Source organism: Sphingomonas kyeonggiensis (assembly GCF_014204495.1).
In the GTDB taxonomy this organism is placed as follows: Bacteria; Pseudomonadota; Alphaproteobacteria; order Sphingomonadales; family Sphingomonadaceae; genus Sphingomonas; species Sphingomonas kyeonggiensis_A.
This window is the reverse complement of record NZ_JACHLN010000003.1, coordinates 850948-873511: the sequence shown is the minus strand read 5'-3', so window position 1 is coordinate 873511 and position 22564 is coordinate 850948. Positions and strand designations below refer to the sequence as shown.

Below are 22564 nucleotides of genomic sequence, written 5' to 3'. Positions count from 1 at the left end.
TACAGTTGTAGTCGTATTACTCGCCTAATACACTTGGCTCGAGAATCGTCAACCTTCGTTGCGCAGCCGTCATAGCGCGCAATAATCATGATATCAACATTTATGGAGCTGTCATCATCCCGGCTTTCGCCGGGATGATGGCTCAGGCGTCGATCACTTCCTCGTCGAGCCGCGCCGCATTCTCCTGGATGAAGGCGAATCTATGGGCGGGATTATTGCCCATCAGCCGGTCGACCAGGTCCTTCACCCCGGCGCGCTCCTCATATTCCTGGGGCAGGGTGATGCGCAGCAGGCCCCGGGTGGCCGGGTCCATCGTGGTTTCCTTGAGCTGGTTCGGGTTCATCTCGCCGAGACCCTTGAACCGGCTGACCTCGACCTTCTTGCCCTTGAACGCGGTGCTCTCGATCTCGAGCCGGTGCGCGTCGTCGCGCGCATAGAGCGACTTGGAGCCCACGGTCAGGCGATAGAGCGGCGGCTGGGCGAGGTAGAGATGCCCCTGGCGGACTAGGTCGGGCATTTCCTGGAAGAAGAAGGTCATCAGCAGCGTGGCGATATGCGCGCCGTCCACGTCTGCGTCGGTCATGATGATGATCCGCTCGTAGCGCAGGTTGCTCGGATCGCAGTCCTTGCGGGTGCCACAGCCCATGGCGAGGATCAGGTCGGCGATTTCCTGGTTGGCCAGGATCTTGGCCGAAGTGGCCGAGGCGACGTTGAGGATCTTGCCGCGGATCGGCAGGATCGCCTGGGTCTTGCGGTCGCGCGCCTGCTTGGCGCTGCCGCCTGCCGAATCGCCCTCGACGATGAATAGCTCGGTGCCGGCGGGATCATCCGCGGAACAGTCGGTCAGCTTGCCGGGCAGGCGGAGCTTGCGCGCGCTGGTCGCGGTCTTGCGCTTGACCTCGCGCTCCTGCTTGCGGCGCAGGCGATCGTCCATCCGCTCGAGCACATAGCCGAGCAGCGCCTTGCCGCGGTCCATATTGTCGGTGAGGAAATGGTCGAAATGGTCGCGCACGGCCTTTTCGACGAGCGCGGTCGCCTCGGGCGAGGTCAGCCGGTCCTTGGTCTGCGACTGGAATTGCGGCTCGCGGATGAACACCGAGAGCATCAGTTCGCTGCCGGTCATCACGTCGTCCGCCGTGATGTCCTTGGCCTTCTTCTGGCCGACCAGCTCGGCGAAGGCGCGGATCGAACGGGTCAGCGCCTGGCGCAGGCCCTGCTCGTGCGTGCCGCCATCCGGGGTCGGGATGGTGTTGCAATACCAGCTGTACGAGCCGTCGCTCCACAGCGGCCAGGCGACCGCCCATTCGACCCGGCCGTTATTCTCGCCCGGGAAATCCTGGTTGCCGGCGAAGAAGTCGGCGGTCGCGCATTCGCGGGTGCCGATCTGCTCCTTGAGGTGATCGGCCAGGCCGCCGGGGAACTGGAACACCGCTTCGGGCGGCGTATCGTCGCTGATCAGCTCGGCATCGCACTTCCAGCGGATCTCGACGCCGGCGAAGAGATAGGCCTTGGAGCGGACCAGCTTGTAGAGCCGGGCCGGCTTGAACAGCATCTCGCCGAAGATCTCGGTATCGGGAATGAAGCTGACCGAGGTACCGCGCCGGTTGGGCGTGCCGCCGACATGCTCGAGGGGCCCGAGCGTCTTTCCCTGGCTGAAACGCTGGCGATAGAGCTGCTTGTCGCGCGCGACTTCCACCGTGGTGTCGATCGACAGCGCGTTGACCACCGAGATGCCGACGCCGTGCAGGCCGCCCGACGTGGCATAGGCCTTGCCAGAGAACTTGCCGCCCGAGTGGAGCATCGAGAGAATCACCTCGAGCGCCGACTTGTCGGGGAATTTCGGGTGCGGGTCGATCGGCATGCCGCGACCATTGTCGATGATGGTGATGCGGTTGCCGACCTCGAGCGTCACTTCGATGCGGTTGGCATGGCCGGCGACGGCCTCGTCCATCGCATTGTCGAGGATCTCGGCGGCGAGGTGGTGCAGCGCGCGCTCGTCGGTACCGCCGATATACATGCCCGGCCGGCGCCGGACCGGCTCCAGCCCCTCAAGGACCTCGATCGAGGAAGCGTCATAGGTTCCGGAGGGCACGCCCGGCGCGGCGAACAGGTCTTCAGCAGCCATGGAGAACGTATAGGGGGTGCGAGGGGAAGGGTGCAAGGCCAGTTCCCCTCTCTGGAAGGGGAAGGCCTGGAAGGGGAAGGGCGTCTCGATATGGGGGACGGCTGGCATAGCTGTTCCCCGGCTTTCGCCAGGGAACTGAGAGCGCTGAATGTCGAGACGCCCTTCCTCTTCCAGGGAAGGGAGGTTTCTACGCCGCCTTTAGCTGCGCGATGAACCGGTCGGTTGCCGTTTCCAGCGCCATCGCGGCTTCGGACAGGCCGGTTGCCGCGCTCGAGACGCGGTCGGAGAGTGCCTCGGTGTCGCTCGCGACGCTGGCGACGGCGCCGATTCGCTCGGCCATGCGGGTGGCGCCAGCGGCGGTGTCGTGCGCGGTCGCCTCGATCATGCCGGCGGCATAGCGCTGGCCATCGACTTCGCTGCGGATCGCCTCGGCGGCGGCGGCGACTTCGGCGACGGTCGCGGCGATCTCGTCGAGCGCGTCATGCGCTTCGCTCGCGCCGCTCTGGACGGTGCCGGCCAGGTTGCGGATCTCCTCGGTCGCGTGCCCGGTCTGGTTGGCGAGCGCCTTCACTTCGTGCGCCACCACCGCGAAGCCGCGCCCGACATCGCCGGCGCGCGCGGCCTCGATCGTCGCGTTGAGCGCGAGCAGGTTGGTGCGCGCCGCGATCTCCTGGATCGATTCGGCGAAGACGGTGATCGTGTTGGTCCGGTCGGCGAGCACGCGGACGGCATTCTCGCCCGAGCGCGAGACGCCGCGCGCCGCGCCGCTCAGCGTCGCCTGCTGGTCGACGCTCGAGGCAATCGCCATGATCGAGGCGCTGAGCCGGCGCACGCCATCGGCCAGGCCGCCGGCAGTGTCCGATGCCTGGGTGGCGATATGTGCCGTCGCCGCGATCTCGACATTGGCGGTGTGGGCCAGCGTGTTGAGCGCGTGTGCCGATCGATCGAGGTCGGCGGCGGCGCGGGTGACATCGCGCACCGTCTCGGCGACTGATTCCTGGAAGCCGGTGGCCAGCGCGAGCATCTCGCGGCGGCGCTCGTCGGCCGCGCCGCGCTCGCTCGCCTCGCGTCGCTCGCGCTCGGCGCGTTCGCGCGACTCCGCGGCGCGCACGGCACGCAATGCCGCTTCGGCCTCGTCCCGGCGCGCGGTCGCATCCTCGGCGAAGCGGTCGCTCTGGGCCCGGGCGATCTCCTGCCCCTCGATCAGCCGGCAGAGCTGGGTGGTCAGATAGGCGAGCACAGTGAACTGGAGCAGCACCGCCACGGCGTGGAAGATCACCCGCCCGAAATCGCCGCCGCCCTCGAACACCCAGGCGGGCAAGGCGAGCTGGAAGATGATGTGGTGCGCGGCGATCAGGCCGCAGGCGAGCGCGATCGGCTTCCAGTCGTAGAGCAGGGTCAGCCCGGCCAGCGCGACGAAGAAATACATGTGCGCGTCCATCTGCCAGGCATGGCCGGTCAGCGCATAGACCGCGAGCGCGGGCTGGATCGCGGCGAGCGTGCCGACGATCATCCGTGCGGAGGAATCATAGCGGTGGCGCAGCGCGACGATGGTCGGGGCGATATTGGCCGCCGCGCCGAGCAGCAGCGTGATCCATTCGCGCTGGCTGCCGCGCAGCAGCAGGCCGAGGACGAACACGACGAGGACGGTGGCCCAGCTCGCCACCACCAGCAGCTCGACGCCGCGGCGGCGCAGGCGGTCGATCTCGGTCATGCGGCGGGTCCTCCGCACAGCACCGGCGGCGCGGCGAGGATCAGCACCGCCTTGCCGCGCAGCGCGACGGCGAGCGCGGCATGCGCGCCGGTGACGACCATGCTGCCGGGCAACGGGCCGCTGCCGAGCAGCTGCGCGCCGCCGTCGATCGCGCGCACCAGCATCGGGTTCGCGGCGCCGGGAAGCATCGGGACAAGGAGCATCCGCCCCTGGCTTGGCGGCCAGAAGGCAGCGCAGACCAGGGCCATGCCGACCAGCGCCAGCTGCGCGGCAAGGGCATGACGGCCGAGCTTTACTCCGAAACGGTTCATTCCCCGGGCCTAGCGCGGAGCCGGTTAGCAACGCGTAAACCACGGCCCGCAAATCCCCGGATATGCGTATTTTTGCGGGGTTCCGGCCTGCGTTTCGAGCAGGCCGGACGGGCCCTTAGCCACCGTTTCGGCCGGATCGTTTCTGGGGCGCACCCACCGGCCATGCTAGGTCTTGCCCGCCGGTCCACGGGCATGTGCGAGGCCCTTTGGCGCCTCCCGTCCCCTGGCCCGCGCGCCGTCGGGGAACTTGGGGGATCTTGCGATGACGATGGATTGGCAGGTTGAGGGCAGGAACGCAGTCGCGCCCTTCACGTTGAAGCTGCACCGCGGCGAGGGCATGGTCCTGATCGCGATGAACTGGCGGCACGGCGAACCGCCGCTCGATTTCGTCGGCTTCGCGGTCGAGTATCTCCCGCCCGATGGCGACCGCTTCTATGCGATCAAGAACCGCATCGCCTTTCCCGGCCGCCACAAGCCGACCGAGGACGGCGCGCCGCCCGAGCAATATCCGACGACCGAGGCGCCGCTCCAGTCGTTCCGCTGGATCCATTTCCCGCGCATCGCCAATGTCCACGGCCTGTTCACCTACCGCGTCACGCCGATGTTCATGAACGCCGCCGGCGAGTTGTCGCGCGGGCTGGCGCAGGAGGCGCAGATCTCGCTCTATGCCGAGACGCTGCCCGGCAAGATCAATGTCGCCTTCACCCGCGGCTATGTCTCGTCGCAGAGCTTCGTCGACAGATATGGCGGGGCCGAGGGCTTCAAGCAGCTGATCCCGGCCAGGGCGGACGAAGGCAATGATTTCGACTCGAAGCATCCCAAGGCGAAGGATGCCTATGCCTGGATGGGGTTCGAGGCGCGGGCGCGGATCGTCGGCCTGCTCGACGCCGCGATCAAGGACGAGGAGGCGGAGGTGATGGTCGTCGCCTATGAGCTCAACCTGCCCGAGCTGATCGAGCGGCTGGCGAAGATCGGCGAGAGGCTGCGCATCATCCTCGACGACAGCGGCAGCGGCGAGAAGGACAAGGGGCTGCCCCATTCGGCCGAGAGCCGCGCCGCCGCCGTGCTGCGCGCCGCGGGTGCCAAGGTGGTTCGCCAGAAGATGGGCAACCTCCAGCACAACAAGATGATCGTGGTCGACGGGCCGACGGTGCAGCAGGTCGTGCTCGGCTCGACCAACTTCTCGTGGCGCGGCTTCTATGTGCAGGCGAACAACGCGCTGATCGTCACCGGCAAGGCGATCGTCGCCCAGCAGCGCGACGCGTTCGAAGCCTATTGGACCGGCACTGCGGCCAGCTTCGCCGCGAGCGGCGCGGCGACCTGGCGTCCGCTGCAGGTGGAGGGGCTCGATGCGGAGATCGCGATGAGCCCGCACAATGCGGCGCGCTCGACGCAGAAGAGCATCGCCCAGGCGATCGACGGCGCCCAGTCGAGCCTGTTCTACTCGCTTGCCTTCCTCAGCCAGACCAGCGGGGCGGTGACCGACGCGATCCTCAATGCGACCGAACGCGCCGACCTGTTCGTCTATGGCATCGCCAATGCGCCGGTGGGCGCGACCGAGGAGATGCAACTGCGGCAGCCGGACGGCAATCTTGCCTCGGTCTCCCCGGCCGCGCTCACCAAGGGTGTGCCCGAGCCCTTCCACAGCGAGGCGAGTGGCGGCAGCGGCATCAAGATGCACCACAAGTTCGTGGTGATCGATTTCAACAAGCCGAACGCGCGGGTCTACACCGGCAGCTACAATTTCTCCTACCCGGCCGACATGGAGAATGGCGAGAACCTGGTCGTGATCCGCGATCCGCGCTTCGCCACCAGCTATATGGTCGAGGCGCTGCGCATCTTCGACGCCTATCAATACCGCCTCGCCGCCAAGACCCAGCAGGCCCATGGCAAGCGCAAGGAGCTGAAGATCCCGCCCACCAACGGCACGGACCCCTGGTGGAAGAAATTCTACACGGTGCCGGTCAAGATCCGCGACCGCGAGCTCTTCGCCTGAAGCTGGGGCGTGTTGCACTTCAGGCTGTAACATCGGACTGGAAGTTCCCCGGCGAAGGCCGGGGCCCAGTCTCGACGCATCATCGACGGCGCCGGAGACTCTCGAACGACGTCGCAACTGGACCCCGGCCTTCGCCGGGGAACAGGGAAAGCGGAATGCCGGACGGCTTAGCGGACGCGCGGGCCGCCAAAGGGCAGCGGCGGCGGCGGGCGACGGTCGCGGCGCGGCAGCTGCGCCTGATAGGCATGGCCGCAATGCTCGACGCAGTACGGGAAGCCCGGATTCACCTTGTCGCCGCAGAAGTGGAAGTCCGGCTCGCCCGGATGGCCGAGCGGCCACTTGCAGATCTTGTCGCTCAGATCGAGCAGGCTGGTCTTGCCCGCGATTGCGTCGCTCGGCTTGGCCGGCACCAGGCGGCGCGGCGGGGCCGGCGAGATCGGCGGAGCCTGCTCGCCCGGATTCTGGCGGACGAAACCGCCGGGGCCGACCGAGCGGAGGACCGGACCTTCGCGCTTGGGCGCAGCGGGCTCGGCCGAGTCGTCACCGGCCGATTCGGGCGCCGGCGCGGGTGCGGCGGCACGCGGTGCGGGGGCCGGAGCCGGCGTGGGGGCGGGCGCAGGTGCTGCGGCGCGCGGCGCGGGCGCCGGCTTGGGCTCGGCCGCGGCCTTGGGCTCGTTGGGCTTCACGGGCGAGGGACGCGACGGCAGGCCCAGGCGGTGCGCCTTGCCGATCACGGCATTGCGACTCACCCCGCCAAGCTCCTCGGCGATCTGGGTTGCGGTCAGGCCGCTGTCCCACATCTTCTTCAGCGTATCGATCCGCTCTTCGGTCCAGCTCAAAACTTCTCTTCCTTCACCTTGCCGTCGGCTCGTGCAGCGGTTACGCGAACGCGCGATGAGCAGCCAGCCTGAATTCGGTCAACAGCTCCCCGAGCCCGGCGTTCCGGTTATCCGCAACGTCAACTGGGGAGGTTTGCGCACCCTCTATATCAAGGAGGTGCGTCGTTTCTTCAAGGTGCAGCTCCAGACGATCTGGGCACCGGCGGTCACGACGCTGCTGTTCCTGGTGATTTTCACCGTCGCCTTGGGCGGCGGCGGACGGATGGTGAGCGTCCAGCACCACGAGATTCACTTCGCCGAATTCATCGCGCCCGGCCTGATCGTGATGGGCATGCTGCAAAATGCCTTTGCGAACGCCAGCTTCTCGCTGCTCGTCGGCAAGATCCAGGGCACGATCGTCGACTATCTGATGCCGCCGCTCTCCACGCTCGAGATGCTGACCGCGCTGGCCGGCGGCGCCGTCACCCGCGCCTTCTGCGTCGGCGGCACGGTCTGGCTCGCGATGGCCTTGTGGGGCGTCGATGTCTGGCCGCAGCATCTATGGGCGGTGCTGTGGTTCGGCTTCCTCGGCTCGCTGTTCCTGTCGCTGATGGGCGTGATGACCTCGATCTGGGCGGAGAAGTTCGATCACGCCGCGGCGGTGACCAACTTCGTTGTCGCCCCGCTCGCCCTGCTCTCGGGCACCTTCTACTCGGTCGAGCGGCTGGCCCCGACCTTCCAGGCGATCAGCCACGCCAACCCGTTCTTCTACATCATCTCGGGCTTCCGCTACGGCTTCATCGGCGTCGCCGATTCGCCGATCCTGGTCGGCAGCCTGGTGATCCTCGGCCTCGACGTGGCGCTGGGCTTCGCCTGCTACGCGCTGCTGCGCCGCGGCTGGAAGATCAAGAACTGACTTTCAAAATTCCCCTCCCTGCAAGGGAGGGGTTAGGGGTGGGTTAGAAAAGGCCGGGCTCGATGCCCGGCCCTTTCTTTTCACGGCTACCGTCGCGCCGAGCTCGCTACGCTCGCCACCCACCCCCAGCCCCTCTCTTGCAGGGAGGGGAATGGAAAGCCCGATAACGCTCCGGCATGCCCTTCGCCCAAACGATTATTGACCTCTCCCGGCCACCCCTCGTAAACACCCGCCTCGGGCGGTCCCGATAGGCCGCCCTTTGTCGTTTCTGGAGTCTCGTTTCGAGCTTTTCCTAGAGGAGTATGTTCCCATGACTATCACCCCGCTCATGCCCGTTTACCCGCGGTGCGCTGTGCGGCCGGTGCGAGGCGAGGGCGTGTATCTCTATGGCGAACGAGGCGAGCAGTATCTGGACTTCGCCGCGGGCATCGCGGTCAACGCGCTCGGCCATGGCCATCCGCACCTGACCAAGGTGCTGCAGGACCAGGTCGCCACGCTGATGCACGTGTCGAACCTCTACGGCTCGCCCCAGGGCGAGGCGCTGGCCCAGCGGATCATCGATGTCAGCTTCGCCGACACGGTGTTCTTCACCAATTCGGGCGTCGAGGCGATCGAGTGCGCGATCAAGACCGCGCGCCGCTATCACTACGTCAACGGCAACCCGCAGCGCCACAAGCTGATCACTTTCAAGAACGCCTTTCACGGCCGTTCGATCGGCGCGATCTCGGCGACCGACCAGCCCAAGATGCGCGACGGCTTCGAGCCGCTGCTGCCGGGCTTCGACTATGTGAAGTTCAACGATCTGGAGGGCGCGCTCGCCAAGATCGACGGCGAGACCGCCGGCTTCCTGGTCGAGACGGTGCAGGGCGAGGGCGGCATGACCGCGGGCACCCAGGAGTTCATCCAGGGCCTGCGCAAGGCGTGCGACGAGCATGGCCTGCTGCTCATCCTCGACGAGATCCAGTGCGGCTATGGCCGCACCGGCAAGATGTGGGCCTATGAGCATTACGGCATCACGCCGGACATCATGACCGTGGCCAAGGGCATCGGCGGCGGCTTCCCGCTCGGCGCCTGCCTGGCGACCGAGGAAGCGGCCAAGGGCATGGTGATCGGCACCCACGGCTCCACCTATGGCGGCAACCCGCTCGCCATGGCGGCGGGCCAGGCGGTGCTCGACGTGATGCTCGAGCCCGATTTCCTGCCGCATGTCGAGAAGATGGGCGACCGCCTGCGCCAGGCGTTCGAGCAGATGATCCCCAACCATGATCACCTGTTCGAGGAGATCCGCGGCAAGGGCCTGATGCTCGGCATCAAGATGAAGGACACGGTGGTGAGCCGCGATTTCGTGGCGCATCTGCGCGACAATCACGGGCTGCTGACCGTGGCCGCCGGCGAGAACGTCTTCCGCGTGCTGCCGCCGCTGGTGATCAACGAGGATCACATCGCCGAGTGCATCGAGCGCCTGAGCGAAGGCGCGCGCAGCTTCGGGGTGCCGACCGATGCCTAGGCCGGGTCTGCGCGATCTTGCCGCGAGCCTGATGCTGCTCCTCGGCCTGGCGGCGCTGTCTCCGTTCCTCTTCCTGCTCGGCACGACGATCGTGTCGGGCATCGATCCCTATGAAGGCATGTTCTTCCTGCTGCTCTTCGCCAGCTCAGCGGCTGGCGGAGCGCTGCTGGTGGGGTCTGCCTGGGTGTACACTTCTTCTCTCAGGGCGAAGCTTTGATGCGCCATTTCCTTGATCTGTCCGACGCCGGCACCGCCGGCATCCAGGCGATGCTCGACGACGCAATCGCCCGCAAGCAGGCCCGCGCCGGCTGGCCCAAGGGCAAGGTCGATGCCGACGCCCCGCTCGCCGGCCACGTCCTCGCGATGGTGTTCGAGAAGAACTCGACCCGGACCCGCGTCTCGTTCGACATGGCGATCCGCCAACTGGGCGGCACTTCGATCGTGATGGACGCGGGCTCGATGCAGCTCGGGCGCGGCGAGACGATCGCCGATACCGCGCGCATCCTCTCGGGCTATTGCGACGCGATCATGATCCGCACCGACGATCACCAGAAGGTGGTCGACATGGCGAAATACGCCTCGGTGCCGGTGATCAACGGCCTCACCGACGCCTCGCATCCCTGCCAGATCATGGCGGACATGGAGACGATCCTCGAGGCCGGCTTCGCGCTGCCGGGGCTCAAGGTCGCCTGGCTGGGCGACGGCAACAATGTCCTCGCCTCGATCATGGAGGCCGGTGGGCTGATGGGCTTCGACGTGGTCGCCGCCTGTCCGCAGGGCTATCAGCCGACCGACGAGGACCTTGCGCGCGGCAAGGGCCGGGCGAAGGTCGTCGGCACGCCGCAGGAAGCGGCGGAAGGCGCGGACATCATCGTCACCGATACCTGGATCTCGATGGGCCAGGCCCATGCCGAGACCAAGCTCGCCGCGATGATGCCTTTCCAGGTGACCGAGGCGCTGATGGCCGCCGCCAAGCCGAACGCGAAGTTCCTCCACTGCCTGCCCGCGCACCGCGGCGAGGAAGTGGTCGACGCGGTGATCGACGGGCCGCAGTCGCTGATCTGGCAGGAAGCGGAAAACCGTCTCCACGCGCAAAAGGCGGTCCTGCGCTGGTGCTTCGGCCAGATCGGCTGAGGTGCTGGCCGTGACCGCGATCCGGATCACGGCCGCGCTTCTGCTGGTGGCGCAGCTTGTCCGCTGGGCCTGGTTCCTGCTCGGCGGGGTGCCGCTGGCGCGGGCGCTGGCCCATATCGAGTTCAACTGGGACGGTGGTGCGTTGGCGCCGCTGGCGGTGCTCGTGCTGACGCGTTTCGATCGCCGTGGAAGCTGGGTGCAGCGGCTGGGGATCTGGCTTGTCCTGCTCAGCTCGGCCTGCTCGCTGGTCGTCTGGGTTACGCGGCCCGACTATGTCCCGAACTATCCGGAGATCGACGACCGCGTCCTGATCGGTGCCGGCGCGTGGCTGCTGGGCATGTTGGCGCTGGCGGTCGGCGTGGCGCTGGTGAGCGGCGATTGGTTGACGCGGTTCATGCACTGCGAGCGCGGGCAGGCCGGCTGAGTTGCTTCGGCGCCGCGGCGCCCTACATAGCGCGCAACTTCCAAAAATACGTGCCACATGCGGCATCCCGGCCTATGCGCCGGGCAGCGAGGATTTCGACGTGACCAACACCGCCCCCACCACCGACCTCGATCGCGCGGTCGGCTTCACCATTCCGGCTCGCCACACCCGTGGCCGCGTCACGCGGCTGGGGCCGGCGCTGGACGAGATCCTGGCGGCGCATGCCTATCCCCCGGTGATCGAGCGGCTGCTGGCCGAGGCGCTGACGCTCGCCGCGCTGCTCGGCACGACGCTCAAGGACGCGCAGGGCCAGTTGACGCTCCAGGCGCAGACCCAGGGCGGAATCGTCAACCTGTTGGTGTGCGATTACAAGAATGGCGACCTGCGCGGCTATGTGCAGTTCGATTCCCTCCGCTTGTCCCAGCTGGGCAAAAATCCGTCGCTGTTCGCCCTGTTCAACAAGGGCCATCTGGCGGTGACTTTCGACCAGCCGGCCACCAATGAGCGCTACCAGGGCATCGTGCCGCTCGATACCGCCTCGCTGGCCGAGGCGGCGCAGAGCTATTTCCTCCAGTCCGAGCAGATCCCGACCGTGGTCCGCCTGGGTGCCCAGCGTGACAAGACCAGCGGCCAGTGGGTCGCGGGCGGCCTGTTCCTCCAGCATCTGCCGGAGGGCGAGGCCGGGCGCGAGCGGCTGCATGCGCGCATGGATCATCCCGAGTGGGAGCATGTCGAGGCGCTCGGCATGACCATGGGGGTGGACGAGCTCGCCGATCCGGCGATCCCGCTCGAGTCGCTGGTCTGGCGGCTGTTCAACGAGGAGGAAGAGGTGCGCATCCTCTCCGATTCGACGCTCGCCAACAATTGCCGCTGCGACGGGGATTATATCACCCAGGTGCTCTCCAAGTTCCCCGAGGAGGAGCGCGCGGAAATGGCTGACGAGAACGGCGTGATCACCGTCGACTGCGCATTCTGCTCCAGCAAGTTCTCGATTCACCTCAGCGATTTCGTTCCACCGGCGTTGTAATTCGCTGCAACACCGCCATATCGGTGCGAAGGGCGCGGGCCTTCGGGGCCGTGACGGGAGGACCTTGTGATGGTGTTCAGGCGTATGATGTGCGCGGCACTTGCCGGCGCGTCACTGTTGATGGTCGGGGATGGCTCTGCGGTGGCGCATCGCGCCGCAGCCCAGTCGGTCCTGACGCAGATCGAGCGTGGCCAGTGGCTGCTCAAGGAGCGGCTGGGCACCGAGCGCAAGGTCTGCTTCACCAATCCGAACAGCTTCATCCAGATCGCCCATGGCCCGGCGCCGTGCGAGCAGTTCATCGTCAGCCAGGACACGCACCAGGCGACGGTGGTCTATACCTGCACCGGCCGCGGCAAGGGCCGTACCACGGTAACCGTGGAGACGCCGCGGCTGGTCCGCATCGAAACCCAGGGTGTGCTGGATGGCGCACCCTTCGAGCAGGAATATGAAGGGCGTCGCGCGCCCGGCAGCTGCGGCTGAACCGGGCTTAACGCTTCTTTCACAGCTGCCTGGCTACCGTGGCATCGCTCCTCGTGAGCACTTTCCTCTCTGGCATGGGTTTTCCCAATAAACTGGGCCGCTCTCGGGCGGCCCATTTTGCGTCGTTTTTGCCATGCAGCAAAAACCGGAGTAGGTCGCGTCGATGACCGACAGCGTTGCAATTGTACTGGTTTCCGGCGGACTTGATTCGATGATCTCGGCCGCGCTCGCGCGCGAGGCGGGACATCGCCTGTTCGCGCTTTCCTTCGACTATAACCAGCGTCACCAGGTCGAGCTGGCCGCCGCGCGCCGCATCGCCGCCACCCTGGGCGCCGAGCGCCATGTGGTGATGCCGATGGACCTGCGTGCGTTCGGCGGTTCGGCGCTCACCGCCGATATCGACGTGCCGAAGGACGGTGTGGGCGACGATATCCCGGTCACCTATGTGCCTGCGCGCAACACCATCTTCCTCAGTCTCGCGCTCGGCTGGGCGGAGGCTTCGGGCGCGCGCGACATCTATATCGGCGTCAACGCGCTCGATTATTCGGGCTATCCCGATTGTCGCCCCGAGTTCATCGAAGGCTTCGAGAAGCTTGCCGAGCTGGCGACCAAGGCCGGGGTGGAGGGCGAGCCCTTCCATATCCGCGCGCCGCTCCAGCACATGACCAAGGCCGATATCGTCCGCGAGGGCACGCGGCTCGGGCTCGACATGGGGCTCAGCTGGTCCTGCTACGATCCGGCGCCGGGCGGCGTGCATTGCGGCCTGTGTGACAGCTGCCGGTTGCGGTCCAAGGGATTCGAAGAGGCGGGCATCGCCGATCCGACAAAGTATGCAACGAGGGCCTGACGTGACCTATAGCGTCAAGGAAATGTTCCTCACGCTGCAGGGCGAGGGGGTAAATGCCGGTGCCCGCGCGGTGTTCGTCCGCTTCGCCGGCTGCAATCTGTGGACCGGCCGCGAGCAGGACCGCGCCAGCGCGATCTGCCAGTTCTGCGATACCGAGTTCGTTGGCACCGACGGGCTAGGCGGCGGCAAGTTCGCCACGGCCGATGCGCTGGCCGATGCGGTGCTCGGCTTCTGGGGCGAGGGGGCGGAGAAGCGCTTCGTCGTGCTCACCGGCGGCGAGCCGATGCTGCAGGTCGATGATGCGCTGGTCGATGCGCTCCACGCCCGGGCTTTTCGCATCGCGATCGAGAGCAACGGCACGCTTCCCGCGCATCCCGGCATCGACTGGGTGTGCATCAGCCCCAAGGCGGGCAGCGAGGTCGTCCAGCGCTCCGGCGACGAGCTCAAGCTGGTCTGGCCGCAGCCGGGCACCGATGTCGCGGCGATCGAGGGCTGGGACTTCGCCAATTTCCTGATCCAGCCGATGGACAGCGCAGCGGCGCAGGAGAATATCGAGGCCGCGATCGCCTTCGCGATGGAACGGCCGAAATGGCGCCTGACGCTGCAGACGCACAAGATGCTCGGGCTGCGGTAGGGGGTTTGATTGTCATCCCACTTCTGTCTCCCCTCCCTGCAAGGGAGGGGTTGGGGGTGGGTTGCGAGCGTAGCGAGCTTTATCCACCGGCCGGCAAAACAGAAAAGGCCGGGCATCGAGCCCGACCTTTTCTAACCCACCCCTGGCCCCTCCCTTGCAGGGAGGGGAAGCTCGATGCCTCAATTCAGCAGCAGCGGCCCGCACTTCTTGACCTGGTACTGGCCCTTCTTCCAGCACTTGTCGTTGCCGAAGGGCGGCAGCTTCACGCCGTACATGCCGGTGACGACATAGCCTGACGGACGATACTGCTCGCCCCAGGGGCCCAGGCTCGCGCGCAGTTCCTTGATGCGCTCCTGCGCCAGTTCGCTGAACTTGCCAGGCTTCACGAACACCGCATCATGGCCGATTGCGGCGGCAGTCTGGCAGAAAGAAAGCTGGCCCTGAACAGTCGAGAAGCCCGAGTAGATGCGGGTACCGTACTTGTCGAGTTCAAGCTGGCCCTGCTTCTTGTTCTTGTACGTTCTTGCAAAATATTTCTCGAGCGTAGCGTATGAGTCCCGCAGCTCGATCGCGTGATCCTTGATCAGCGAATTGTAATTGTCGACCGAAAGCAGCGTCGGTTCGAACTGGCACTGGAGCGCGGCGACGTTCAGCGCGGCGCGCAGGTTCCAGGCGAGCGCGGCCTGCAGCTCGACCGGGGTGGCGCCAGGCAATGCCGGGCCGGTCATGCCCGGCTCGGAACCGTTCACGCGCCCGCTCTCCAGATTGGCGGGCTTGAGGAAGAACTGCGCCGAAGCCGGTGCGGAAACGAACAGGCCGATCCCCCCGGCCAGCATCAATGCGATACGCGAAGCAAACATGCTGCCCTCGAAAACTACCAGTTAACCCCGTGGCAACGGGTTACGGTGTTCCGAGTCCGCGTTGAAGCCCCTTTTTGCCGTCCATCCGTGCCATCGCGGCATTTCATCGCAAAAGCATAGGAAAAGCATAAAGAAAAAGGCCGCCCGGTTGCCCGGACGGCCCTTTCGTCAAACACCCTAACGGGCGCGCTATTAGTGCGCGTTGGTGGTGTTGGTCTCGACGGTGGTGGTGTTCTCGACCACGGCGCCGTTCTCGGTGGCAGCGGCGTCGATGTTGGTGACCATCGTGTCGGTGGTCACGTTCTCGGTCGGAACGACTTCGGTGGTGTTGGTCACGTTGGTCGACTCGTTGCTGGTGCACGCCGAGGCCAGGAGGGCCGCGCCGGCGATCATCGAACCTGCAACGATCTTCGAAATGACTGCACGCATGTAGAAAGCTCCCTAGATTATGGATCTGGATTACGGATACGCCGTTTAATACCCAAACCGGAGTGGACATTAGACGGTTCGGGCAAACCCCTCAAGACTCGATTTGACCTGCGCTCAGGAGAGAGCGTTCAAAAATGGCAAAAATGTGGCCCGCAGCGCCGAATCGAATTGCTCGGGCGTAACCGGTCTGCCGAGCGCCTCGGCGCTGGTGACCGGGAAATCGGGGATGCCACAGGGTACGATCCCGTTGAAATCATTGAGGTTCGGCGACAGGTTGATCGCAAAGCCGTGCATCGTCACCCATTGCCGCAGCCGCACGCCGATCGCGCCGATCTTGGCTTCCTGGCCGGTCTGGTCGAGCGTCCAGATGCCGATCCGCCCCTCGGCGCGGAACGCCTCGATCCCCAGCTCGCCCAGCGCGGCGATCACCCAGCCCTCGACGGCATGGACATAGCCGCGCACGTCGCGCTTCCGGTCGCGCAGGTCGAGCATCAGGTATCCGATGCGCTGGCCGGGGCCGTGATAGGTGTAGCGCCCGCCGCGCCCGGTGCGGAACACGGGGAAGCGCGCCGCGTCGACCAGCTCGCTGTCGTCGGTGGCGCTGGTGCCGGCGGTGTAGACGGGCGGATGCTCGAGCAGCCAGATCCGTTCGGGAGCGGTGCCGGCGGTCAGCGCGGCGACATGCGCCTCCATTTCGGCGAGCGCGGCGCCATATTCGATCGGCTCCGGCGCGACCCGCCATTCGATATCCTTGGTCATGCGTGCGAATTGCGCATCCGCGGGCGATTCCGCAAGCATTGGCAATAAACTGCGCGCGGGCTAACACCCCGGCAAAGGGAGGACATCGGGCGCATGGCGAAGATGGGCACCGTCTGGGATCGGACGGCGGAGTTTCTGAGCGACAATCTGGGGGCGATCCTGCCGGTGGCGCTGCTCGCCTTTTTCGTGCCCGCCTCGATCGAGGGCAGCTTCCAGGCGGCCAAGGCCAGCGCCGGCCCCGGGCTGGTCCTGTCGCTCTACCTCGTCCAGCTTGCCTTCGGCATCCTGTCGCTCTGGGGATCGCTTACCGTCACCGCGATGGCGCTCGACATGGCGGAGGCGCGCGGCGCCGGCGCGATCGGCCGGGCGCGGCTGCTGCCGGCGCTGATCGTATCGGTAGCGCTGTTCGCCGGCATGTTCGTGCTCGCCATGCCGATCCCGATCGCGCTCCAGCTCGCCGGCTATGACATGATGGCGATCGCGCGGGGCGAACTGACGTCGCTCAGCACCCAGATGGCCGGCGGCATCGCGCTGTACCTGCTGGTGCTGGTCGCGCTGGTCCTGTGGCTCGGCGCGCGCCTGTTCGTCACCAATGCGGTGATCGTGCGCGAGAAGCGGATGTTCTCGGCGCTGCGCCAGTCGTGGAAACTCACCCGCGGCAAGACCTGGGCGCTGATCGGAGTGATCCTGCTCTACGCACTGGTCTCCTGGGTCTCGATCCTGGCGGCCAACATGGTGTTCGGCAGCATCTTCACCCTGGTCGCCGGCGGGGCGGCCGACGGCATCTCGCTGGCCGGGGTGCTCACCTCGATCGTCGTCGCCGCGGTGCAGACCGGCTTTACGGTGCTGGTCCCGGCCTTCGCCGCCAAGCTCTATCTCGCGCTCACGGCCGAGGCCGGGCTTCGCGAGGGTCTGATCCTCGCATGAGCCTCACCAGCCGCGGCATCTTCCTCGATGCCGTCTCCCTGTTCCGCGCCGAGCGCGAGTTGCTGATCGCCCTGGCGGGCATGTTCTTCGTCGTCCCGATGCTCGGCGCGGTGCTGCTCGTCTCGGGACTGCAGCTGCCCGCCACCCAGGACGCCGAGAAGCTGCGCGAGGCCATCATGGCCTTTTACGACGCCAATCTGCTGACCATCCTGGCGATCAGCCTGGTGATGGATTTCGGCAGCTTCGCGATCTTCAACCTGTTCCTGCGCGGTGACGGCCGCACGCTCGGCCAGGTGCTGCTGCTCGCGCTCAAGCGCTTCGGCGCCTTCTTCGTGCTCAACACGATCGCCGGGCTGCTCTTCTCGTTCGGCCTGTCGCTGTTCGTGATTCCCGGCCTCTACATGCTGGTGCGCACCTGGCTGGCCGGCCCGGCCTTTGCCGCCGATCCCGCGATCGGAATCCTGGGTGCCTTCCGCGAAGGCTGGCGGCGCAGCGCCGGGGTGACCGGCTTTGCGCTGCTCGGCCTCGCCTCGATGATCTTCTTCCTGGCGCTGGGGCTGGTGCTGATCGCCGGGGGGATCCTCGGCACGATCGCCGGCCTGATCGGCGGCGTGCAGGCGATCGCGCCGGTATCCTGGCTGGTCAGCGCGCTGATCGGCGGGGCGGCCTGGGCCGCGCTCGCGCTGATCCGCGTCGCCGCCTATCGGCTCGGCGGAGCGCCCAGGCAGGGGATCTGAGGCGCGGCATCCGCCGCCAGCACGCCCGCCAGCCGCGGATCGGCGAAGGTCTCCACCGTGCGCTTGTAGGGCACGAAGCCATGCTTGCGGTAGAAGCCGAGCGCGCCGGGCGAATCAAGCGTGCAGGTGTGCACCCAGACGCGCGTGACCTCGGGCGTCCAGGCGAGCATCAGTGCATGCGCCATCAGCCAGCTGCCATGGCCCTTGCCGGCCAGCTCGGGAACGAGGCCCACGAACCCCAGCTCGCAGGTCGCCTCGGCCCGGAAATCGAGCTCGAGCATCCCGACCTCGATGCCCGCACGGTCGACCACCGCGAACACATGCACCTTCGGGTCCTGGATGATCGAGACCAGCCGGTCCTCGTCCATCACCAGCCGCGAGAACCACAGCCAGGGCTCGCCGACCCGGCGGAACAGCGCGCGGTACTTGGCGGGATCGGGCGCCGGCCAGCGCACCAGCCGCAGCGGCGAATCGGGCAGGGGGCGGGGCCGGGGCCGCGCCAGCATCTCGAGCGCAGTGACCACCGTGGCGATCTGGTCATTGGCGACCGGGATCAGGCCCATGGCTTCACCCCTGCGCCATCCCCCCACACTCCGTCATCCCCGCGAAGGCGGGAATCCAGAGTCACTAAGGGCGCCGCTTTGCCACCCTGAATCCCCGCCTTCGCGGGGATGACGGGAAAAGGAGAGGGCGCGGAAAGAGAAATCACGACCACGCCGCCATCGGGGGCAGGCTCATCAGGATTGCGTCGATATTGCCGCCGGTCTTGAGCCCGAACAGCGTTCCCCGGTCATAGATCAGGTTGAACTCGGCATAGCGGCCGCGCCATTCGAGCTGGCGCTGCTTGTCCTCGGGCGAGAAATCCATCCCCATCCGCTTGCGGACGATGCGCGGATAGGCATCGAGGAACGCCCGGCCGACATCCCGGGTGAAGGCGAAGTCCGCCTCCCAGTCGCTTTCCAGGTGATCGTAGAAGATTCCGCCCACCCCGCGATGCGTCTTGCGGTGGGGGATGTAGAAATACTCGTCCGCCCAGGCCTTGAAGCGCGGATAATGCTCGGGGTCATGCGCGTCGCACGCCGCCTTGAGCGCGGCATGGAATTCGGCGGTGTCCTCGTCGTACGGGACGGGCGGATTGAGGTCGGCCCCGCCGCCGAACCAGCGCTTGGTCGTGGTCAGGAAGCGCGTGTTCATGTGCACCGCCGGCACATGCGGATTGGCCATGTGCGCGACGAGGCTGATGCCGGTGGCGAAGAATTTCGGATCCTCGCCGGCGCCGTGGATCGACTTGGCGAAATCACCCTCCAGGCTGCCGCCGACGGTGGAGACGTTCACGCCCACCTTCTCGAACACCTTGCCCTTCATCACCCCGCGCACCCCGCCGCCGCCCGGCTCGCCCGAGGGATCGGTACGGTCCCAGGCGATATATTCGAACCTGGCGTCCGATCCGGCCTCGGCCTCGATCGCCTCGAATTCGGTGCAGATCGCGGTGCGCAGTTCCTCGAACCAGGCGCGGGCGCGCTGCTGCTGCTCGTCGGGTGCGATCATTGCGGGGGGAATCCATCGGTCTGGCGCAGCGCCTCGGCGAGCGAGATGCCCGCGGACACGGCTAGGTTGAGCGAGCGCAGGCCCGCGCGGATCGGGATGCGCACCGCGAGATCGGCGCGTTCATGGACGTAATCGGGGGCGCCGCGACCCTCGGAGCCGAACAACAGCGTGTCGCCCGGCTCGAACCGCGCCTGGTTGAGCGGAATCGATCCGCGCGTGGTGAACAGGATCACGCGGCCCGGCAGCTTCTCGGCAAAGGCGTGGAAATCGGCGTGGCGCACGACATCGGCCTGGCCGCCATAATCCATGGCGGCACGGCGCAAGGCCGCGTCGTTCCACGCGAATCCCATCGGCTCGATCAGGTCGACGGGCGTGTCGAAACACGCGCCAAGTCGCAGCACGGCGCCAACATTGCCGGCAATATCGGGTTCGAACAGGGCTAGTCGCATGGCCTTGCTCCTAGCGTTCTATTCCCTTGCGTAACAAGCCGCTGAAAAAGGCTGTTGCGGAAGCGCGCAGCCGCCGTCTATCACCTCGGCTGGCCTATTCGGGGGACATCGAAGGGCAACGAGGGGGCCCTTAGCGCCCGTGTTGAGCTTTACGTTCTGTCCGCGCGTTCGCCGCGGCAAGTCCGAAGTGCAAGGGGTAAACATGGCAATTGAAGCCGATCTGGCCGGTCCCGAGAATCCCCGTCGTCGCGATTATCTCCAATATGCCGCCGTTTCGGTCGCGGCAGTGGGCGCGGGCGTCGTGGTTCTGCCGCTGGTCAATTCGATGAACCCGTCGGCCGATGTGCTCGCGCAGTCCACCACCGAGGTGGACCTGTCGAAGATCGAGCCGGGCATGGCGATCAAGACCAGCTTCCGCAAGCAGCCCTTGTTCGTGCGCAACCTGACGCCGGCCGAGATCGCCGCCGCGGACGCGGTGCCGGTCTCGTCGCTGCGCGATCCGCAGACGCTCGAGCAGCGCACGGCGAAGGACCACACCAACTGGCTGATCACGCTGGGCGTGTGCACCCATCTCGGCTGCGTGCCGCTGGGCGCGGGCGAGGGCGAGAATCGCGGGCCGTTCGGCGGCTATTTCTGCCCCTGCCATGGCTCGGCCTATGACACAGCCGGTCGCATCCGCCAGGGCCCGGCGCCGAAGAACCTCGAGGTTCCAAAATATAACATCAACGGCGCTATCGCCGTGGTTGGGTGAGGATAGAGCGCGATGAGCTTTCCCTGGGCCAAGCATTATGAGCCTAAGAACCCGGTGATGCAGTGGGTGGACTCGCGTCTGCCCCTGCCGCGCTTCGTCTACAACGCCGTCGGCGCCGGCTATCCGGTGCCGCGCAACCTCAATTACTGGTGGAACTTCGGCGTGCTCGCCGGGGTGGCGCTGGTCTGCCAGCTGATCACTGGCATCGTGCTGGCGATGCACTTCCACTCCTCGGCCGCCGGCGCGTTCGAGAGCGTGAACGTGGGCATCATGCGCGACGTGAACGCGGGCTGGTTCCTGCGTTTCGCCCACGCCAACGGCGCCTCGATGTTCTTCGTGGTGATCTACATCCACATGTTCCGCGGCCTCTATTACGGGTCGTACAAGGCGCCGCGCGAGATGGTGTGGCTGCTCGGCGTGGTGATCTTCCTGCTGCTGATGGCCACCGCCTTCATGGGCTATGTGCTCCCCTGGGGGCAGATGAGCTTCTGGGGTGCGCAGGTGATCACCGGCTTCTTCTCGGCGATCCCGGTGGCCGGCGACTGGATCCGCGTATGGCTGCTCGGCGGCTATGCGCCGGACGATGCCGCGCTCAACCGCTTCTTCTCGCTCCACTATCTGCTGCCCTTCGTGATCGCCGGCGCCGTGATCCTCCACATCTGGGCGCTCCACATCCCGGGTTCGTCGAACCCGACCGGCGTGGAAGTGAAGGGCGAGCAGGATACCGTGCCGTTCCACCCGTACTACACGGCGAAGGACGGCCTGGGCGTGGTGGTGTTCCTGATCCTGTTCTCGGTGCTGATCTTCTTCGCGCCGGACTATCTGGGCCACCCGGACAATTACATCCCGGCCAACCCGCTCTCCACGCCGGCGCACATCGTCCCCGAATGGTATTTCTGGCCGTTCTACGCGATCCTGCGCGCCTTCACCGCGGACTTCATCCTCCCGGCGAAGCTGTGGGGCGTGCTGGCGATGTTCGGCTCGATCCTGCTGCTGTTCTTCCTGCCCTGGCTCGACAAGTCGCCGGTGCGCTCGGGCGCCTATCGCCCGATGTACAAGGTGGCATTCTGGGTGCTGGTGTTCGACGTGCTGGTGCTCGGCTATTGCGGCGGCTCGCCGGCCGAGCCGCTCTACGTGATCGTCAGCCAGATCGCGGCTGCCTATTACTTCGCACACTTCCTGATCATCGTGCCGATCATCTCGAGCATCGAGACGCCGAAGCCGCTGCCGGGCTCGATCACCGAGGCCGTGCTGGCCAAGACCGGCGCGTAAGGGGGACCAGGAACCATGACTTCGCTGTTCATCAAATCGATCAAGTTCCTGGTCGGCGGTGCCTTCATCGTCGTGCTGCTGATCGCGCTCTACGGCTCGGTCCGCGGCGTCATCAAGGAACCGCCGGCGGAAACCGCCGAGCACGCCATGCACAAGCATCCGGAGGAGCTGAAGCTCGCCTCGGACGGGCCGTTCGGCAAGTTCGACCGCGCTCAGCTCCAGCGCGGCTTCCTCGTCTACAAGGACGTCTGCTCGACCTGCCACTCGCTCAACCTTGTCTCCTTCCGCAACCTGAAGGACCTGGGCTACAGCGAGGCCGAGGTGAAGAAGATCGCCAAGGACTGGGGCACCAAGCAGCCGGTGTTCGACGAGAAGGGCGGCACCTGGGGCGAGCGTGACAACGTGCCCTCGGATCGCTTCCCCAAGGTCTATTATCCGGGCACCGGCACGCCGCCGGACCTCAGCCTGATCACCAAGGCGCGGCATGACGGCGCGGCCTATGTCCACTCGCTGCTGACCGGCTACGACAAGAAGCCCTCGGCCGAGGCGCTGGCCAAGTTCCCGGAATTCGCCAAGACGCCGGACGGCATGCACTTCAACCCGTATTTCGCGAACCTCAACATCGCGATGCCGCCGCCCCTGACGCAGGACGGCCAGGTGCAATATTCGGACGGCACCCGCGCCACGGTCGACCAGATGTCCAAGGACGTCTCGGCCTTCCTGGTGTGGACCGCGGAGCCGACGCTCGAGACCCGCCGCCAGGCCGGCTTCGCCGTGCTCGGCTTCCTGATCTTTGCCGCCTTCCTGACCTATGGCGCCTATCGCTCGGTGTGGGCAGGCGTTAAGCACTGATCCCGCTTCGGCGGTACAAGACGAAGCAACGCGATCCCGCCCTGGCT

The 22564-nt window shown here is 66.4% G+C and carries 25 protein-coding genes; 15 read left to right on the top strand and 10 right to left on the bottom strand.

All coding sequences use genetic code 11. The features are described from left to right. Positions 1–142: 142 nt before the first annotated feature. The 3 genes from parE to HNP52_RS18195 form a co-directional block, all read right to left on the bottom strand. The gene (gene parE / locus HNP52_RS18205) at positions 143–2125 is read right to left on the bottom strand and encodes a DNA topoisomerase IV subunit B (RefSeq protein ID WP_184169026.1); all 1983 of its coding nucleotides are present in this window, start codon (positions 2123–2125) and stop codon (positions 143–145) included. A 187-nt stretch (positions 2126–2312) separates the two neighbouring features. Further along, positions 2313–3839, bottom strand: coding sequence for a methyl-accepting chemotaxis protein (locus HNP52_RS23315; RefSeq protein WP_184169025.1), 1527 nt, complete (start codon positions 3837–3839; stop codon positions 2313–2315). Beyond that, a complete protein-coding gene (locus tag HNP52_RS18195) occupies positions 3836–4150 on the bottom strand; it encodes a hypothetical protein (RefSeq protein WP_260396208.1) in 315 nt (104 codons plus the stop codon). The genes HNP52_RS23315 and HNP52_RS18195 overlap by 4 nt, the downstream gene beginning before the upstream one ends. A gap of 262 nt (positions 4151–4412) precedes the next feature. On the opposite strand from HNP52_RS18195, the gene HNP52_RS18190 reads away from it, so the two are divergent. After that, a complete protein-coding gene (locus tag HNP52_RS18190; RefSeq protein WP_184169024.1) occupies positions 4413–6146 on the top strand; it encodes a phospholipase D-like domain-containing protein in 1734 nt (577 codons plus the stop codon). Positions 6147–6313: 167 nt separating this feature from the next. Here HNP52_RS18190 and HNP52_RS18185 read toward each other — a convergent pair whose 3' ends face one another. Continuing rightward, a complete protein-coding gene (locus HNP52_RS18185) occupies positions 6314–6985 on the bottom strand; it encodes a GcrA family cell cycle regulator (RefSeq protein WP_184169023.1) in 672 nt (223 codons plus the stop codon). A gap of 55 nt (positions 6986–7040) precedes the next feature. Here HNP52_RS18185 and HNP52_RS18180 point away from each other — a divergent pair, with 55 nt between their 5' ends. The 9 genes from HNP52_RS18180 to queE all read left to right on the top strand — a co-directional run bounded on the left by HNP52_RS18180 (position 7041) and on the right by queE (position 13933). Further along, positions 7041–7880 carry an ABC transporter permease gene (locus HNP52_RS18180; protein WP_184169022.1) on the top strand — a complete coding sequence of 280 codons (840 nt, stop codon included), beginning with the start codon at positions 7041–7043 and terminating at the stop codon, positions 7878–7880. 310 nt (positions 7881–8190) lie between these two features. Further along, a complete protein-coding gene (locus HNP52_RS18175; RefSeq protein WP_184169021.1) occupies positions 8191–9387 on the top strand; it encodes an aspartate aminotransferase family protein in 1197 nt (398 codons plus the stop codon). Beyond that, positions 9380–9604 (top strand): hypothetical protein, encoded by a 225-nt coding sequence (locus HNP52_RS18170; protein ID WP_184169020.1) that lies wholly within the window; start codon positions 9380–9382, stop codon positions 9602–9604. The genes HNP52_RS18175 and HNP52_RS18170 overlap by 8 nt, the downstream gene beginning before the upstream one ends. Continuing rightward, entirely contained in the window at positions 9601–10521 is a 921-nt protein-coding gene (gene argF, locus HNP52_RS18165) for an ornithine carbamoyltransferase (RefSeq protein WP_184169019.1), read from the top strand. Before HNP52_RS18170 ends, argF begins: the two co-directional genes overlap by 4 nt. Positions 10522–10531: 10 nt before the next feature. Continuing rightward, positions 10532–10945 (top strand): hypothetical protein, encoded by a 414-nt coding sequence (locus HNP52_RS18160; RefSeq protein ID WP_184169018.1) that lies wholly within the window; start codon positions 10532–10534, stop codon positions 10943–10945. Between the two features lie 100 nt (positions 10946–11045). Beyond that, positions 11046–11972, top strand: a complete 927-nt coding sequence (locus tag HNP52_RS18155; RefSeq protein WP_184169017.1) for an Hsp33 family molecular chaperone HslO — start codon at positions 11046–11048, stop codon at positions 11970–11972. A gap of 69 nt (positions 11973–12041) precedes the next feature. Beyond that, positions 12042–12452, top strand: a complete 411-nt coding sequence (locus HNP52_RS18150; protein WP_184169016.1) for a hypothetical protein — start codon at positions 12042–12044, stop codon at positions 12450–12452. A 163-nt stretch (positions 12453–12615) separates the two neighbouring features. After that, positions 12616–13299: a 7-cyano-7-deazaguanine synthase QueC gene (gene queC / locus HNP52_RS18145; protein ID WP_184169015.1), complete on the top strand. Its 684-nt coding sequence runs from the start codon at positions 12616–12618 to the stop codon at positions 13297–13299. Between the two features lies 1 nt (position 13300). Continuing rightward, complete coding sequence (gene queE / locus HNP52_RS18140; RefSeq protein ID WP_184169014.1) at positions 13301–13933, top strand: 7-carboxy-7-deazaguanine synthase; 633 nt, start codon at positions 13301–13303, stop codon at positions 13931–13933. Positions 13934–14112: 179 nt separating this feature from the next. Here queE and HNP52_RS18135 read toward each other — a convergent pair whose 3' ends face one another. The 3 genes from HNP52_RS18135 to lipB all read right to left on the bottom strand — a co-directional run bounded on the left by HNP52_RS18135 (position 14113) and on the right by lipB (position 15981). Beyond that, positions 14113–14793, bottom strand: a complete 681-nt coding sequence (locus tag HNP52_RS18135; protein ID WP_184169013.1) for a hypothetical protein — start codon at positions 14791–14793, stop codon at positions 14113–14115. A gap of 192 nt (positions 14794–14985) precedes the next feature. After that, positions 14986–15222 (bottom strand): hypothetical protein, encoded by a 237-nt coding sequence (locus HNP52_RS18130; protein WP_086131019.1) that lies wholly within the window; start codon positions 15220–15222, stop codon positions 14986–14988. 114 nt (positions 15223–15336) lie between these two features. Continuing rightward, on the bottom strand, positions 15337–15981 hold the full coding sequence (lipB, locus tag HNP52_RS18125; protein ID WP_184169012.1) for a lipoyl(octanoyl) transferase LipB: 645 nt from the start codon (positions 15979–15981) through the stop codon (positions 15337–15339). A gap of 93 nt (positions 15982–16074) precedes the next feature. On the opposite strand from lipB, the gene HNP52_RS18120 reads away from it, so the two are divergent. Together HNP52_RS18120 and HNP52_RS18115 are read left to right on the top strand one after the other, a co-directional pair. Beyond that, a complete protein-coding gene (locus HNP52_RS18120) occupies positions 16075–16908 on the top strand; it encodes a glycerophosphoryl diester phosphodiesterase membrane domain-containing protein (RefSeq protein WP_184169011.1) in 834 nt (277 codons plus the stop codon). Then, positions 16905–17645, top strand: coding sequence for a hypothetical protein (locus HNP52_RS18115; RefSeq protein ID WP_184169010.1), 741 nt, complete (start codon positions 16905–16907; stop codon positions 17643–17645). The genes HNP52_RS18120 and HNP52_RS18115 overlap by 4 nt, the downstream gene beginning before the upstream one ends. Here HNP52_RS18115 and HNP52_RS18110 read toward each other — a convergent pair. From HNP52_RS18110 to HNP52_RS18100, 3 genes are all read right to left on the bottom strand, one after another. Beyond that, positions 17609–18208 carry a GNAT family N-acetyltransferase gene (locus tag HNP52_RS18110; protein WP_184169009.1) on the bottom strand — a complete coding sequence of 200 codons (600 nt, stop codon included), beginning with the start codon at positions 18206–18208 and terminating at the stop codon, positions 17609–17611. The two genes, HNP52_RS18115 and HNP52_RS18110, sit on opposite strands and share 37 nt — an antisense overlap. Positions 18209–18350: 142 nt before the next feature. Then, the gene (gene hemF / locus HNP52_RS18105) at positions 18351–19193 is read right to left on the bottom strand and encodes an oxygen-dependent coproporphyrinogen oxidase (protein ID WP_184169008.1); all 843 of its coding nucleotides are present in this window, start codon (positions 19191–19193) and stop codon (positions 18351–18353) included. Then, positions 19190–19642, bottom strand: coding sequence for a tRNA (cytidine(34)-2'-O)-methyltransferase (locus HNP52_RS18100; protein WP_184169007.1), 453 nt, complete (start codon positions 19640–19642; stop codon positions 19190–19192). The genes hemF and HNP52_RS18100 overlap by 4 nt, the downstream gene beginning before the upstream one ends. A 202-nt stretch (positions 19643–19844) precedes the next feature. Between HNP52_RS18100 and petA the strand changes: the two genes are divergently transcribed. The 3 genes from petA to HNP52_RS18085 are packed head-to-tail and all read left to right on the top strand — an operon-like array spanning position 19845 to position 22517. After that, positions 19845–20393, top strand: a complete 549-nt coding sequence (petA, locus tag HNP52_RS18095) for a ubiquinol-cytochrome c reductase iron-sulfur subunit (RefSeq protein ID WP_184169006.1) — start codon at positions 19845–19847, stop codon at positions 20391–20393. A 12-nt stretch (positions 20394–20405) separates the two neighbouring features. After that, positions 20406–21665 carry a cytochrome b/b6 gene (locus HNP52_RS18090; protein WP_184169005.1) on the top strand — a complete coding sequence of 420 codons (1260 nt, stop codon included), beginning with the start codon at positions 20406–20408 and terminating at the stop codon, positions 21663–21665. A 15-nt stretch (positions 21666–21680) separates the two neighbouring features. After that, positions 21681–22517 (top strand): cytochrome c1, encoded by an 837-nt coding sequence (locus tag HNP52_RS18085; protein WP_184169004.1) that lies wholly within the window; start codon positions 21681–21683, stop codon positions 22515–22517. The last annotated feature ends 47 nt before the right edge of the window (positions 22518–22564 follow it).